13 protein-coding genes and 1 pseudogene are annotated in these 13,995 nt (G+C 71.0%); 12 read left to right on the top strand and 2 right to left on the bottom strand.

Features of this window, described 5'->3' with window-relative positions; all coding sequences use genetic code 11:
• Positions 1 to 60: 60 nt before the first annotated feature.
• On the bottom strand, positions 61 to 1,845 hold the full coding sequence (locus ACFWF2_RS23065) for a DEDD exonuclease domain-containing protein (protein ID WP_379309507.1): 1,785 nt from the start codon (positions 1,843 to 1,845) through the stop codon (positions 61 to 63).
• 248 nt (positions 1,846 to 2,093) lie between these two features.
• A complete protein-coding gene (locus ACFWF2_RS23060) occupies positions 2,094 to 3,320 on the bottom strand; it encodes an ATP-binding protein (protein ID WP_379309506.1) in 1,227 nt (408 codons plus the stop codon).
• Positions 3,321 to 3,987: 667 nt separating this feature from the next.
• Here ACFWF2_RS23060 and ACFWF2_RS23055 point away from each other — a divergent pair.
• The 12 genes and pseudogenes from ACFWF2_RS23055 to ACFWF2_RS23000 form a co-directional block, all read left to right on the top strand.
• Positions 3,988 to 4,557 (top strand): C40 family peptidase, encoded by a 570-nt coding sequence (locus ACFWF2_RS23055; RefSeq protein ID WP_379309505.1) that lies wholly within the window; start codon positions 3,988 to 3,990, stop codon positions 4,555 to 4,557.
• A 227-nt stretch (positions 4,558 to 4,784) separates the two neighbouring features.
• Positions 4,785 to 5,798 (top strand): NlpC/P60 family protein, encoded by a 1,014-nt coding sequence (locus ACFWF2_RS23050; protein WP_379309504.1) that lies wholly within the window; start codon positions 4,785 to 4,787, stop codon positions 5,796 to 5,798.
• Between the two features lie 7 nt (positions 5,799 to 5,805).
• Positions 5,806 to 6,819, top strand: a complete 1,014-nt coding sequence (locus ACFWF2_RS23045; RefSeq protein ID WP_379309503.1) for a hypothetical protein — start codon at positions 5,806 to 5,808, stop codon at positions 6,817 to 6,819.
• 32 nt (positions 6,820 to 6,851) lie between these two features.
• Positions 6,852 to 7,979: a glycosyltransferase family 4 protein gene (locus tag ACFWF2_RS23040; protein ID WP_379309502.1), complete on the top strand. Its 1,128-nt coding sequence runs from the start codon at positions 6,852 to 6,854 to the stop codon at positions 7,977 to 7,979.
• Between the two features lie 43 nt (positions 7,980 to 8,022).
• Complete coding sequence (locus ACFWF2_RS23035) at positions 8,023 to 8,418, top strand: polyketide cyclase / dehydrase and lipid transport (protein WP_379309500.1); 396 nt, start codon at positions 8,023 to 8,025, stop codon at positions 8,416 to 8,418.
• Positions 8,419 to 8,471: 53 nt separating this feature from the next.
• Positions 8,472 to 8,909 carry an SRPBCC family protein gene (locus tag ACFWF2_RS23030; RefSeq protein WP_379309499.1) on the top strand — a complete coding sequence of 146 codons (438 nt, stop codon included), beginning with the start codon at positions 8,472 to 8,474 and terminating at the stop codon, positions 8,907 to 8,909.
• Positions 8,906 to 10,186: an ArsA family ATPase gene (locus ACFWF2_RS23025; RefSeq protein WP_379309527.1), complete on the top strand. Its 1,281-nt coding sequence runs from the start codon at positions 8,906 to 8,908 to the stop codon at positions 10,184 to 10,186. Before ACFWF2_RS23030 ends, ACFWF2_RS23025 begins: the two co-directional genes overlap by 4 nt.
• Positions 10,176 to 10,937 carry a hypothetical protein gene (locus tag ACFWF2_RS23020; protein WP_379309497.1) on the top strand — a complete coding sequence of 254 codons (762 nt, stop codon included), beginning with the start codon at positions 10,176 to 10,178 and terminating at the stop codon, positions 10,935 to 10,937. Before ACFWF2_RS23025 ends, ACFWF2_RS23020 begins: the two co-directional genes overlap by 11 nt.
• Positions 10,934 to 11,929, top strand: a complete 996-nt coding sequence (locus ACFWF2_RS23015) for an ROK family protein (protein ID WP_379309496.1) — start codon at positions 10,934 to 10,936, stop codon at positions 11,927 to 11,929. The genes ACFWF2_RS23020 and ACFWF2_RS23015 overlap by 4 nt, the downstream gene beginning before the upstream one ends.
• Before the next feature lie 116 nt (positions 11,930 to 12,045).
• The gene (locus tag ACFWF2_RS23010; protein ID WP_379309495.1) at positions 12,046 to 12,774 is read left to right on the top strand and encodes a lysophospholipid acyltransferase family protein; all 729 of its coding nucleotides are present in this window, start codon (positions 12,046 to 12,048) and stop codon (positions 12,772 to 12,774) included.
• Positions 12,775 to 12,866: 92 nt separating this feature from the next.
• Positions 12,867 to 13,640: a sporulation protein gene (locus ACFWF2_RS23005; protein ID WP_379309493.1), complete on the top strand. Its 774-nt coding sequence runs from the start codon at positions 12,867 to 12,869 to the stop codon at positions 13,638 to 13,640.
• A gap of 113 nt (positions 13,641 to 13,753) precedes the next feature.
• Positions 13,754 to 13,995, top strand: a pseudogene (locus ACFWF2_RS23000) (AarF/ABC1/UbiB kinase family protein); the annotation flags it as partial.

Below are 13,995 nucleotides of genomic sequence, written 5' to 3'. Positions count from 1 at the left end.
GCCCTTTCTCCCGCTGTCACCGGACGTGACAGGCGGTTCCATGATCCTCCCGCCGGGTGGTCACCGTTGCGCCAGGTACTGCTCCTCCTCGCTGACGGTGGTCGCGGCGGTGCGCGCCAGCTGGGCCCAGCCCTGCCAGCGGGCCGCGCCGTGCAGTGGTTCGCGGTAGCCCTCGCTGGTGCGGACGATGCGGGCGCCGGGTTTGGCGAGCCAGCGGGCGATGACGCCGACTTCTTCGGGCGGCGCGCCGCGCAGGGGCGGAATGTCGTCGTCGGGAGGTGGCTCGCCTGATGCCGCGTCGCCCAGATCGGGGATCACTGTCTCGGCGGCCGCGACGATCTGGTCGACGATCGCCATGGGTGGGGTGCCCCGTTGGGCTGTGCCCGCCGCGGCGAGGCGGCCGTAGCGGATGACCGAGAATTCCCAGCCGCCCGCGCCGTCGGGCAGGGCGATGATCAGCTCCGGGATGCGGGCGAGCGCGGCGAGGCGCTGGGTGCGATGCAGCATGGTGACGACGGTGGCGGTGCGGTCACGCAGGCGCGCCGCCGCTTCGAAATGTTCGGCGGCGGAATGGGTTTCGATGCGGTCGAGCATGGCGCGCAGCAGTGCGTCGGAGCGGCCGGTGAACAGGTCGCGTACCGCGTCGACCGCCGGGGCGTAACCGGTGGCGTCCAGGTCGGCCTCGGGGCGAGCCGCGGGGCAGCCGCCGACCACCGCGGGCGGGCAGGTGTGTCTCGCCATGCGGGTGAGGCGGGTGGCGCAGGTTCGCAGTCCGGCGAACTCGGCGATCGTCGCGGCCACGTCGACGGCGTCGGTGCGAGAACCGAACGGCCCCAGTGCTGTTCGGGTCGGGGTGCGCACGGCGACGAGCCTGGGAAAGGCCTCGTCGCTTGTCGTCAGCCACCAGCCGCGCCGGGGGAACTTCGAGCGGCGGTTATACGGCGGCGCGTGCGCGGCGAGCAAGCGCAGCTCGCGCACGCCCGCTTCCAGGCCGTGCGCGCACACCACATGGTCGACCCGGATCGCCAGTGCCACCATCTCTTTCATCCGGCCGCGGGTCTCCGAACCGGTGAAGTAGTTGCGGACGCGGCGGCGCAGATTGACCGCGGTCCCTATATAGAGGACTTCGTCGGACGGACCGCGGAACAGATACACCCCGGGCGCGCTCGGCAGATCGCCGGCGAAAGTGCGCTTGGCCCGCTGGGTTCCGGTGACGCCGGGCAGGTAGTCGAGCAGTTCGGTCAGGCTGTGCACACCCTGGTTGCCGACCCGGCCGATCAGCGCGTGCAGCACGTCGACGGTGGCGCGGGCGTCGTCGAGGGCGCGGTGCGTCGGGGTGGTCGACGCACCGAGGATCTGGGCGAGCACCCCGAGGCGCGCCGAGGGCGCCTCGTCCCGGGTGAGCACCCGTCGCGCCAGTTTCACCGTGCACAGCACCTGCGGGTTGGGCCAGGCGATGTCCTGGCGCGCCGCAGCGGCTTTGAGGAACGCGGTGTCGAAGCGGGCATTGTGCGCCACCAGCACCGCGCCCGCCGCGAACTCGAGAAAGCCCGGCAGCACCGCCTCGATCCGCGGCGCCTCGTACACCATCGCCGTGGTGATCCCGGTGATCTGCACGATCGCGGGCGGGATCGCGAACCCCGGATTCACCAGGGTCGCGAACTCCCCCAGCACTTCCCCCCCGCGCACCTTCACCGCCCCGATCTCGGTGATCGAATCCCCGTCCGGGCTGGTCCCGGTCGTTTCCAGGTCGACGACGACGAAGGTGGTGTCGTACAGCGGAGTGTCGAGTTCGTCGAAGGCCAGCTGACGGGCGGCAGCCGGAAGCGGAACGGGATCGGGCACGGCGAGCAGCGTAGGACGAGGGTCCGACACGCTCGCCGTGCCCGACGGTCCGCGCGGTGCGCGCCGAGTCGGCGGCCGTGGCGCCGGCACCGGATCGCAGCCAGCTGTAGGCCAGCTGGGCGTGGGCATCGCTGTTGTCAGGGTCGGCGGCCAGCACCGGCGCCAGCTCGGCCCGCGCCGCCTCGTACCGGCCCAGGTCGATCAGCGTGGCGGCCCGGTCGAGTTGTTGTTCACTCATCGCGCTCGGCTCAGCGCTGCTTCATTCGCTCGAGATAGATCGCCAGCTCGTCATAGCTGCCGTCGCCGTTGGCGAATTCGACCACATTGCGGGCGGATTCGAACCAGGCGCCGGTGCTCGGCCGGATCTGGGCCAGCGCGGCCTTCACGTCGGCCATGCCGATCGGGCGCACCTCCCCCGAGCGCAGGGAGTCCGCCATCGCGAGCTGGGTGGCCGAGGTGCACACGTGGGCGAGGTCGGCGCCGGAGAGTCCCTCGGTGTGCGCGGCCAGCGCGGCCAGGTCGATGCCTGCCACCGGGCGGTCGCGCAGGTTGTAGTGCAGGATCGAGCGGCGGGCGGGCTCGTCGGGCAGGCCGACGAAGATCATCCGGTCGAACCGGCCCGGCCTGCGCAGGGCGACGTCGACATCCCACGGATGGTTGGTCGCGCCGAGCACGAAAACGCCCTCGTTGCTGTGGGTCGCCGAGTCCATCTCGGTGAGCAGCTGATTGACCACGGTGCGCATGGTCGAGGAGCCGTGCATCTGGCTGCGCTTGTGGCCGAGCGCGTCGACCTCGTCGAGGAACAGCACGCACGGCGCGTTGCGGCGGGCCATCTCGAAGATGCTGTGCACATTGCGCTCGCTGGCGCCCGTATAGATATCGAGGATGTCCGCGATCTCGATCGGATAGAAGTTGGCGCCGAGCTCGCCCGCGACCGCCGAGGCGAGGAAGGTCTTGCCGCAGCCGGGCGGGCCGTAGAGCAGGAGGCCGCCGCGCGCGGAGGTGCCGAACGCCTTGGCGAGTTCCGGATTGCGCAGCGGGGCGAGCAGGGTCAGGTCCAGCTGGCGCTTCACCTCGTCCATGCCGCCGACATCGGCGAGGCGCAGGGTCGGGCGCTCGATCGTGGCGGCGTCGTCGTCGGTGACGAACTCGGTGGGCGCGGCGTCGACGAAAGCCGGTTCGATGATGTCGCCGACCTGATCCTCCGCGGCGGCCCAGTCGTACTCCGGCGCCGGACCGGCTTCCGGAGCGGGCGCCGGTGAACCGCCGGACAGTGCGTTCGTGCAGCGCGTCATCAGGGCCAGGACCTGCGCGTTTCCCGGATGATGGCCGAGCGCGACGCCGCAGTGGGCCAGCGCGTCGGCATAGCGACCGCGGTCGAGATACAGCTCGATGACGCAGACGCGCAGCGCGAGGACCCCCGGACTGCGCTCCACCATCGTCAGCAAGTCGGTCAATACCTGGTCGTCGGCCACCCGCGCCCCCCTTCGAACTGCGAACATTCGGCCGTACCCTAACCGCCGCAACAGGATTGACGGAACCGGTAAACGCCGAGTCCCATCCACCGGGACGGTGCCCTGGCGCCGGGCCGACATGCTCGCCGCCGGCGATTCGCCGCGAGACTTTCGTTCCGATGCGAACAAAATGACCTTGGTCAGACCCGATTGAGACCGGGCTCACAGTTTGCTGGAAATCACATGACCGCGCCGAATTTCATCGGGTAAGAGTGATTACCGATCTGAGCATGCTCGGACGGGCGGCGCGCCGCCTGCGCGTGCGACTGGGCGACCGACCGGTTAATAACGCGACGCGCGGAAACGACCTGGGGATTCACCCCTAGGGGTAGACCAATAGGCCGCGAAGAAGCCCAGCGGCGACGCGCCGGGTAGCGGCCCGGACGCCCACAGAGACGACCTGGCGTTATCGTTTCGTGATTGGTGTGACGCAGCTCGCAGGCGAAGTCGGCCGATATCGCGGAATTTGCTTCCCGGACCGATGTCCGACTTTACAAACCACCGTGATGTCTTCGTAACCTTTTTGAGACCTCACGGAGTCCCCTCGGACCGGAAACGGTGCACCGGGATGAAGCCCGCCGCGTCATACGGACACGGCGTCGTGGGGCAGATTGGAAGTACCCGCATCATGGCGACCAACACCGTCAAGCGTCAGGCGCAGCGAGCCGTTGCCGCCGGAGCCGTCGGCGCTGCCACCATCGGCGCGTTCCTCCTGCCGGCCGCTCCCGCGTCGGCGACGCCGGTCACCGTTCCCGGAATCGGCACCTTCGAGGTGCCCAACGAGATCCCGGTCCCCCAGGGCGTCCCCGGCATCGAGATCCCCGGCGCGCCGCCGGTGTTCACCGCGCCGCGTGCCACCGCCGCGGACATCGCGCTCGACGCCGCGCTGAGCAAGGTCGGCTCCCCCTACGTCTACGGTGCCGCGGGCCCGGACGCCTTCGACTGCTCGGGTCTGGTCCAGTGGGCCTACCGTCAGGCCGGCATGGAGCTCCCGCGCACCAGCGGCGCCCAGCTCGGTGCGGGCACCCCGGTCTCGATCGACGACCTGCGCCCCGGCGACCTGGTGTCGTTCTACGGTGGCGGCCATTCGGGCCTGTACGCGGGCGACGGCAACGTCGTGCACGCGTCCACCTCGGGCACCCCGGTGCAGCTCGCCCCGGTCTCCTCGATGCCGTTCGCGGGCGCTCGCCGCTTCTGATCGAAGGAACGGTGCGTCGTTCGCGGGGAAGGGCGCACCGTGACCTCTCCGTGGCCTACTGGACACGGGCATACGCGGTTCCGTAACCTGATCGAGACCTTCTCGCCGGACGCGGGGATCCAGTTCGGGTAGGGCGCCGTAGCGGCGGACAACGAGAGAACGGGGCACGGCGCACTGTGATTGCACACCACCGGAATCCGCGCGTGCCGCGAGGCATCGCCGGAGCCATGTCCGCCGCGATCCTGGTGTGCGCCGCGTACGCCGCCGGCCCCTCCCTCGCCGATCCGGTCGCCCTGCCGAGCACCGCGGGCGACGCGATCGCCAGGATGGTCGACCTGTCCCGGCAGGCCGAGGCACTCAATCAGGCATCGCTCACCGCGCAGCAGGACCTCGACGCCAAGCTGTCGGTCCAGCGCGAAACCGACGACAAGCTCGCCGCGAGCACCGCCGTCGCCGATGCCGCCCGCGCCGAGGTGCGCAAGTTCCAGCCGATGATCGATCGCACCGCGATCGCCACCTACACCGGCGCGCGCACCGATCGCATGTTCGCGGTGCTGTCGAGCAATTCGCCGCAGCAACTGCTGGACAAGATGTCCATGCTCGACGTGCTCTCCCAGCAGACCGCCGCGAGCGTGCGCGAGTTCAAGAAGGCCGCCGACAGCGCGACCGCCGCCGAGTCCGTCGCCCGTGCCGCCGCCGACACCGCCCGCGCAGCGACCGCGGCCGCGGAGTCCGTGCGCGCCGACGTCGACCGCAAGCGCAACGACCTCACCGTGGCCACCACCCAGGTCGTCGAGGCCTGGGGTGCGCTCTCGGCCAGGGACAAGTCGACGCTGGCCGGTTCGCCGTTCCCGCCCGGATTCGATCGCGACTCACTGCTGCAGGGCCTGGTCCCCGGCAGCGGCACCAGCGCGCTGGCCGCGGCCCTGACCCGCGTCGGCGATCCGTATGTCTGGGGCGCCACCGGCCCCGACCAGTTCGACTGCTCCGGGCTCGTGCAGTGGGCCTTCAAGCAGGTCGGCAAGAACGTGCCGCGCACCAGCTCCCAGCAGGCGAACTTCGGCACCCCGGTGGCCAAGGACGACCTGCAGCCCGGCGATGTCGTGCTGTTCTATCCCGGGATCTCGCACGTCGGTATCTACGCGGGCAACGGCATGATGGTGCACGCCTCCACCTTCGGGGTGCCGGTGGCCGTCGCGCCGATCAACACCACCCCGTACCACTCGGCCCGGCGATACTGAGCCGACGGTGACCGATCCGTCGCGCCGCTCGTCCGGCCTCCGTTCCTGGTTCTCGGCCAACGGCCGCCTCGAATTCGTCCTCACGCTCGCCTCGGTCACCCTGCTGACCGGGGCGTGCCTGGCCCTGATCCTGGTGCCGCGCAACGCGGGTCCGCTGCAGCTGGCCACCGACGAGGCCGAGGTGCTCGACACCACCGAGGGCATCGACGACCCCCGGCTGACACCGGTGCGGCGCGAACTACAGCCGTTCGGCCCGATCCTGGTGCGCCGGGTCGCCGCGGGTGGCGAGGCCGACGCGCTGCTGGTGGCCCATCCGGGTCATCGCGCCGATCTGGATGTCCTCGAACACGAACTCGAGCTGGCGATCGCCGATGTGAGCGCCGCGTGGGGTGTCGACTGGAATCGCGCACCGGTGATCGTCGTCGCGGGAACCCCCACCGAGTTCACCGCCCTGACCAGGGCCGCGGGCGCGACGACCACCGCGGATGTGGCCGCCGTGTCGCTCACCGGCTCGTACGCGCCCGGTACGCGGCCCACCGACCAGCGGATCGTGTTCAATCCCGACGCGCGCCGCCGGGTCGGTGACGAGGGTCTGGCGACCCTGCTGCGGCACGAGCTCACCCACGTCGCGACCAGGGGCGCCACCACCGACGGCGCACCGCTGTGGATGCTCGAGGGCTACGCCGAGTACGTCGCCCAGCGTGGTCAGGGCACCACCTTCTCGCAGATAGCACCGACGCTCACCACCCGGCTGCGCGCGGGCGCCCTGCCCACCGAGCTGATCGGCGACGCCGACTTCACCGGGACCGACGCCGCCTACGCCTACGAATCCGCCTGGAGCACTTGCGCTTTCCTCGCCGATCGCTACGGCCCCGCCACCCTCACCGAGCTGTACAAACGGCTCGCGACCGGCCCACAGTCCCCCGCCGCCCAGGACGCCGCGTTCACCGCCGTGCTCGGCGCCTCGCGCGCCGAACTGCTCGACGGCTGGCGCGCCTGGCTGCGCGGCCGCGCCGTCTGACCACCGACGCTTACCTATTAGGTTGTTCACTTATGGCCCGAACTCTGCTGGTTACCAACGATTTCCCGCCTCGGCCGGGTGGAATCCAGTCGTATCTGCACGCGCTGGCGAATCAGCTGCCGCCCGACGACCTGGTCGTCTACGCACCGCGCTGGCGTGGTGACAGTCACGAGAAGTTCGACGCCGCGCAGAAGTTCCGCGTCGTTCGGCATCCGACGACGCTCATGCTGCCGACCCCCGGCGTGATCAAGCGGGCGGGCGCGCTGCTGCGCGAGCACGACTGCGACACCGTCTGGTTCGGCGCCGCCGCACCGCTGGCCGCCATGGCGCCGATGCTGCGGCGCGCGGGTGCCGAGCGCATTCTGGCCAGCACCCACGGCCACGAGGTCGGCTGGTCGATGCTGCCGGGCGCGCGGCAGGTGCTGCGCTCGATCGGCGAGAACACCGATGTCGTCACCTATGTCAGCAAGTACACCCGCGGCCGGTTCGCCTCGGCGTTCGGCCCGCGGGCCGCGCTCGAGTACCTGCCGCCGGGTGTCGACCCCGCCGAGTTCCGGCCCGACCCGGCCGCGCGCGCCGAACTGCGCGCCCGCTACGGCCTCGGCGACCGGCCGACGGTGCTGTGCCTGTCGCGCCTGGTCGCGCGCAAGGGCCAGGACATGCTGATCGTCGCCATGAACGAGGTGCGCGAACGCGTCGACGGTGCGGTCCTGGTGATCGCGGGCGGCGGACCGTACGAGACGCGGTTGCGCGGGCTGGCCGAGGCGCTCGGCGTCACCGACAGTGTCGTGTTCACCGGCCGGGTGCCCTCGGGTGAGCTGGCCGCCCATCACACCATCGCCGACGTCTTCGCCATGCCGTGCCGCACCCGCGGCGCCGGCCTGGATGTCGAGGGGCTCGGCATCGTCTTCCTGGAGGCGTCGGCGACCGGGGTTCCGGTCGTCGCCGGCAGCTCCGGCGGCGCGCCCGAGACCGTCCGGGAGGGCGAGACCGGGCTGGTCGTGCACGGACGCTCGGTCGAGCAGATCAGCGACGCGCTCGTCGAACTGCTCACCGACCGCGACAAAGCGGCCGCGATGGGCGCCGCGGGCCGCGCATGGGTGGAGCGGAACTGGCATTGGGACCGGCAGGGCGCCCGCTTGCGGGCGCTGCTGCGGTGACACCCCGGCCGGTACCGGTGTGGCGTCCACTACGCTCAGCGAGGTGAGCAGTATCCAGGTCGCAGATCAGACCTTTCTCGCGGCGCCGCCCGCCGCGATCGCCGACGTGCTGAGCGCCACGCACAACTGGCGTCGCTGGTGGCCCGACCTGCGCCTCGACGTGCGCGAGGACCGCGGCGACAAGGGCATCCGCTGGACGGTGGCAGGCCCGCTGACCGGCACCATGGAGGTATGGCTGGAGGCCTGCGCCGACGGCGCGATCCTGCACTACTTCCTGCACGCCGAACCCACCGCGGCCAAGCCGATGTCGCCGCGCGCGCTGGCCGCGGCGAACCGGGCCCGCCGGGTCGCGGGCAAGACCATGTCGTTCGAACTGAAGGCCCGGCTCGAGGCCGGTCGACCCGCCGGCGTCGCGCCGGCGGCCGTCGCGGCGCCCTGACGACGCCACCGGCACCGACTGCTCGTCCCGCACGAAAGGAACCGTTGTCCGCCATGGCCGACCGGACCCAGAGATCGATTGTCATCGAGGCGCCGTCCGAGCAGGTGATGGCCGTCATCGCGGATCTGGAGTCCTATCCGGAGTGGGTGGCGGCAGCTCAGTCGGTCGAGGTGCTCGACACCGACGCGGCGGGCAGGGCGGCGACCGCGCGGTTCGTGCTCGACGCGGGCGTCGTCAAGGACACCTACGTGCTGTCCTACAACTGGCGCGCCGACGGCAACGCGGTGAGCTGGCGGCTGCTCAGCGGTGACCTGCAGAAGGCCCAGGACGGCAGCTACGAACTGCGCGAGGGGCCCGACGGCAGCACCGAGGTGATCTACGAGCTGACCGTCGACTTGAACATCCCGATGATCGGCATGTTCAAGCGGAAGGCCGAGAAGGTGATCACCGATACGGCCTTGAAGGAACTGAAGAAGCGGGTCGAGGGCTGAGCGCCCCGGGCGGTACCCGCGTCGAACTGTTCGTCGGCAAGGGCGGTGTCGGGAAGACGACGCTGGCCTGCGCGACGGGCATGAGCTATGCCCGCGCCGGGCGGCGGGTGCTGATCGCCTCGCTCGATCAGGCGCATTCGCTCGGCGACGCGCTCGGCTTCCGTTTCCCGCACGATCCGGGCACCGTCGCCGGGGTGGCCAGGGTGGCGCCCGGGCTCGAGGTGATCGAGATCGATTCCCTCGCCCTGCTCGAGGACCGCTTCCGTGACGTGGTGCGGATGCTGGCCAAGGGCGGCGGGCACGACCACGGCGTCGACCTGACCGCCATCGACCCGGCCGAACTCACCGGCCTGCCCGGCGTGCAGGAACTGCTGATGCTGGTCGAGATCGCCCAGTACACGGAGGAGGACGACTGGGACGTCATCGTCGTCGACTGCCCGCCCTCGGCCGACATGCTGCGCATCCTCACCGCCCCGGACACCCTGCTCAACTATGTGGAGCGCCTGTGGCCCCGGCATACCCGCACGATGAGCGCGATCGGCCTCGATCTGCGCAAGGCGGTGCTGGCGGCCACGGTCGAGCGGATCGTCGGCGCGGTCACCCAGGTCCGCGATCTGCTCGCCGACCGCACCCGCACCAGCGCGCGGCTGATCACCGGTCCCGAACAGGTCGCCGTGGCCGAGGCGCGGCGGGTGCGCTCGGCGGCAGCGCTGCTCGGCCTGCGCCTGGACGCGGTGGTGGTGAACAAGGTGCTTGCCCCGGTCCCGCCGCCCGGCGACAACGCCCATCCGGCCGTGCACTGGTACCTCAACCGCCGAGCCGAGCAACTCGAGGTGGTCGCGCGGCTGCACGAGCAGCTCACCGACGTCCCGATCCTGCTCGCCCAGCACGCGGGCGCCGAACCGGTGGGGGTGAACGCGCTGGTCGCGTTCTCCTATTCGGTCGACACGCTGCCCGGCCCGCACGCTCAGAGCGCGGATTCGGGCGAACCGATGGTTCGATGGGAGTCGGGTTCCGGTGTCGACTCCGTGTACGCGATGCGGATTCGGCTACCGGTTGTCGATCCCGGCACTTTGCGGCTGGGCCGAGTGGAGGACGATCTGATCGTGGGAGCGGACGGGGTGCGCACACGCGTACGGCTCGCGCCGGTGCTGCAACGCTGCACGGTGGCGGGCGCCGAACTCGACGACGGTCACCTCGTGGTCCGCTTCCGGCCCGATCCGCAGGTGTGGCCCGCCGATCCGAACTACACGAAGGCCACCGCAGATGAGCAGTGACAGGCAGTCCGACCGCCACGGCCACCCCGACGGTTTCGCCGAGTTCACCGAGGAGCTGCGGCTGCTGGCCGAAGTGCTGCTGGCCAGAGTCGAACCGGTGCTGCGCCGCACCGCCGCCGACGGCCAGGCCGATCTGGGCGGCTGCGCCTGGTGCCCGGTCTGCGCGGCCGCCGCCCTGGTACGCGGCGACCACCACGACGTCGTCGCCGCCCTCGCGGACCACGGGACGTCGATGGTGACTGTGCTGCGCGAGGCGCTCGCCGGTGTCCCCGTCGAGCCGGTGATGCCCCCGGAATGGGCCGAACACGCTGCGGGACACCATGATTCGCACGCGGCATGGGTCCACAACGGTGCCGGTGACCCCGTCACGCCGGACCACCCCGCCGAACCGTCGGCTCCCGCGGATCCCGCGGTGGCTCCGTCGGCCGACCGAGCCGCCGGAACCGCGCCACAGCCCGACCACCCCGACACCGCGGGCCGGTCGCGCCTGCGCTGGGGCTCCGCGCGTACCGACCAGTCCGCGACTCCCCGCCCCCACCGGGTCGACGAATACGCGGCGCCACGACAGCAGGGCGCCCCGGCCGGGACCGGGATGGGCCCGCATATCCCCGCCGATTCCGGAACGCCCTCCGGCACCGGTCTATTCGCGGCACCGACCGAGGACGCCGACCACCACCGCGACGATCGCCCGCGTACCACCCGCGCGCCACGCTCGCGTTATGTCGACATTCCGGTGACGATCCGGGGATGACCCAGCGGATCGACCGTCAACACCTGCTCACCGTCGGCATCGACGTCGGCGGCACGAACATCCGCGCCTCGGTCGTCGACGCCGAGGGTGAGGTGCTCGACAGCGTGCAGGCCCCGACCCCGCATTCGGCGCGCGCGCTCGAGGACGCCATCGACCGCTCGGTGCGCGAGCTGGCACGCAGGCATCCGATCGCCGCGGTCGGCCTCGCGGTCGCTGGCTTCATCTCCGACGACCGCTCGACCGTCCTGTTCGCCCCGCATCTGCCCTGGCAGGATGCCCCGGTCGCGCAACGGCTCTCCGCGCGCCTCGGGCTGCCGGTGATCCTGGAACACGACGCCAATGCCGCGGGCTGGGCCGAATACCACTTCGGCGCCGCCGCGGGCGGGCACACCGTGGTCCTCGTCGCCATCGGCACCGGCATCGGCGCCGCCCTGCTCATCGACGGTCAGCTCTACCGCGGCAGTCACGGCGTCGCCCCCGAGCTCGGCCACCTGCAGGTGGTGCCCGCCGGACGGGCCTGTGCCTGCGGCAAGCGCGGCTGCTGGGAGCGCTACTGCAGCGGAACGGCACTGGCCGACACCGCGATCGAACTGCTGGCGACCGATCCGGTGCGCTCGGTGCTGGCCCGCGACGTGATCCACGATCCCGGCTCGCTGACCGGACGCCGGGTGGCGGGCGCCGCCCAGGACGGCGACCCGCTCGCGGTCAGGGTGATGGCCGATTTCGCGCGCTGGCTCGGGCTAGGCCTCGCCTTCGTCAGCGACATCTTCGATCCCGATCTGGTCGTGATCGCCGGTGGCGTGAGCAGTTCGGCCCCGCTGTTCCTCGACGAGGCGCGTGAGCACTACGCGAGGGCGGTCACCGGGGCAGGGCACCGGCCGCTGGCGCGGCTGCGCACCACCCAGCTCGGTGAGGCCGCCGGCATGATCGGCGCCGCGGAATTGGCCAGGGCGGCGGTCGGCGCGCCGGTCGCGGGCCGGAGCGGGAGATGAGTGTCACAACACTGTGACTTGGCTACCGTCCTGGGTTGGTTGTGACCTGCGACCAGCGGTAAAGTCGGTTTCCGACGAGGCTGCACACCACGATCCCGGTCCCAAGAAAGGACGCCATGTTCTACTGGCTGCTCAAGTTCGTCTTCCCGGGACCGTTCATGCATCTATACAACCGACCCGTGGTCGAGGGCGTCGAGCACGTCCCCACCGACGGACCGGCGATCATGGCGGGCAACCATCTCTCGTTCTCCGACTGGCTGTTCGCCCCGCTGCTGAGCCCGCGCCGGATCAGCTACCTCGCCAAGGCCGAGTACTTCACCACCCCCGGCATCAAGGGCCGCCTGCAGAAGTTCTTCTTCAGCGGCACCGGTCAGTACCCGATCGACCGCAGCGGCGCCTCCGCCGCCGAGGACGCGCTCAACGCGGCCCGCAAGCTGCTCGACAAGGGCATGCTGGTCGGCCTGTACCCGGAGGGCACTCGCTCCCCCGACGGTCGTCTGTACAAGGGCAAGACCGGCATGGCGCGCCTGGCCCTGGAGACCGGCGTCCCGGTCATCCCCGTCGCGGTCATCGGCACCGACAAGGTGAGCCCGCCCGGACCGTTCAAGTGGCGCAGGCACAAGGTCGTGCTCAAGTTCGGTGCGCCGCTGGACTTCTCCCGCTACGAGGGCATGAGCGGCAACCGTTTCGTCGAGCGCGCCGTCACCGACGAGGTGATGTACGAGCTGATGCGCCTCACCGGCCAGGAATACGTCGACGTCTACGCGCACAGCCTCAAGAAGGGCGTCGCCCCCACCGATCGCCAGCTCGACGCCACCCGCATCCCGGACACCGCCGCCAGCTGACCCGTAATCCGGTGCGCCGCAGCGCACCGAGCTGACGCACAGCACTGGCGCCCGGCAAGCGAACGATAAGGACCGTCGGCCAGACTGCTCGCATGTTCAAGCAATTGCTGGCCGCGGCCGGTGTCGGCGGCGCCGAGGTCGAAACCGAATTGTTCACCCCCGGCGTGCAACCCGGCGGACTCGTCGACGGCGTGATCCGGTTGCGCGGCGGCCGCGTCGACCAGGCGATCGGGCACGTGGCGGTCGAGTTCGTCACCCGCGTGGAGCGGGAGTACTCCGACGGCGAGGAGCGGATCGCCGACCTCGGCTTCGGCCGGGTCGGCGTCGCGGGGCCGTTCACCCTGATCGCGGGCACGGTGGCCGAATTGCGTTTCGCCGCACCGGTTCCGTTCGAGACACCGATCACCTTCTTCGACGGCCACCACCTGCCGGGCGCCGCGGTCGCGCTGCGCACCGTCGTCGACATCCACGGCGCCGTCGACGCCACCGACACCGATCCGATCGGCATCGGGGCGCTGCCAGCTCAGCACGTCGTGCTCGATGCCGTGCGGCGCATGGGTTTCGGGCTGCTCCGCACCGATGTGGAGGCGGGCACGATCGCCCGGACGCCGCAGCGGCTGCCCTTCTATCAGGAGATCGAGTTCGGCCGCTCGCACCACTTCCCGCGGGTCAACCAGCTCGAGCTCACCTTCGTCGCCGCAGAGCAGGGCATGAGCGTCGTCCTCGAGGCCGATATCGAGGGTGGCTGGTTCCGGGAGGACCGCGACGGGATCGGGATGTTCTGGGTCGACTACTCGCGCCTGGCCGCGCAGGACTGGACCGCCGAGATCCACCGCACCCTGGCCGGGCTCGGCGCCCTCGGCTGAGAGGCCGTAAGCCCACCGGGCCCACCCACCCGCTTGGTAGCCTCTTGCGAGGCACTGAGCCGACGGGTGGGCGGCCACAGCAGTGGCGGGCGTCGGTGGACAGCGAGGTGGACATGGTCGGACGAGACGCAGAGGGCCGGGTGATGCCGTTCACTCGCCGCGCGAAATCGCCCGATGATCCACGGATCGGTAATCCGCCCACCGGCAAGGTCGCCCGCAGCGCCCGGCTCGCCGCGGTGCCCGTCGCCTACGCGGGGCGGCGCATCGCCGGACTCGGCAAGCGCGCCGTCGGCCGCAATGCCGAGGACGTGGAACGCGAAATCCGCACCAGGACCGCCGAGCACCTGTTCCAGGT

The sequence above is a fragment of the Nocardia sp. NPDC060259 genome, assembly GCF_042728775.1.
In the GTDB taxonomy this organism is placed as follows: Bacteria; Actinomycetota; Actinomycetes; order Mycobacteriales; family Mycobacteriaceae; genus Nocardia.
The sequence above is the reverse complement of the archived record's forward strand: the minus strand, read 5'-3'. Positions and strand labels throughout refer to the sequence as shown.

What these genes read in the sequence shown, in the direction of transcription:
- ACFWF2_RS23055 (WP_379309505.1), top strand. Translation starts at nt 3,988, where the DNA reads ATGGCGACCAACACCGTCAAGCGTCAGGCGCAGCGAGCCGTTGCCGCC.
- ACFWF2_RS23050 (WP_379309504.1), top strand. Translation starts at nt 4,785, where the DNA reads ATGTCCGCCGCGATCCTGGTGTGCGCCGCGTACGCCGCCGGCCCCTCC.
- ACFWF2_RS23040 (WP_379309502.1), top strand. Translation starts at nt 6,852, where the DNA reads ATGGCCCGAACTCTGCTGGTTACCAACGATTTCCCGCCTCGGCCGGGT.
- ACFWF2_RS23030 (WP_379309499.1), top strand. Translation starts at nt 8,472, where the DNA reads ATGGCCGACCGGACCCAGAGATCGATTGTCATCGAGGCGCCGTCCGAG.
- ACFWF2_RS23020 (WP_379309497.1), top strand. Translation starts at nt 10,176, where the DNA reads ATGAGCAGTGACAGGCAGTCCGACCGCCACGGCCACCCCGACGGTTTC.
- ACFWF2_RS23015 (WP_379309496.1), top strand. Translation starts at nt 10,934, where the DNA reads ATGACCCAGCGGATCGACCGTCAACACCTGCTCACCGTCGGCATCGAC.
- ACFWF2_RS23010 (WP_379309495.1), top strand. Translation starts at nt 12,046, where the DNA reads ATGTTCTACTGGCTGCTCAAGTTCGTCTTCCCGGGACCGTTCATGCAT.
- ACFWF2_RS23005 (WP_379309493.1), top strand. Translation starts at nt 12,867, where the DNA reads ATGTTCAAGCAATTGCTGGCCGCGGCCGGTGTCGGCGGCGCCGAGGTC.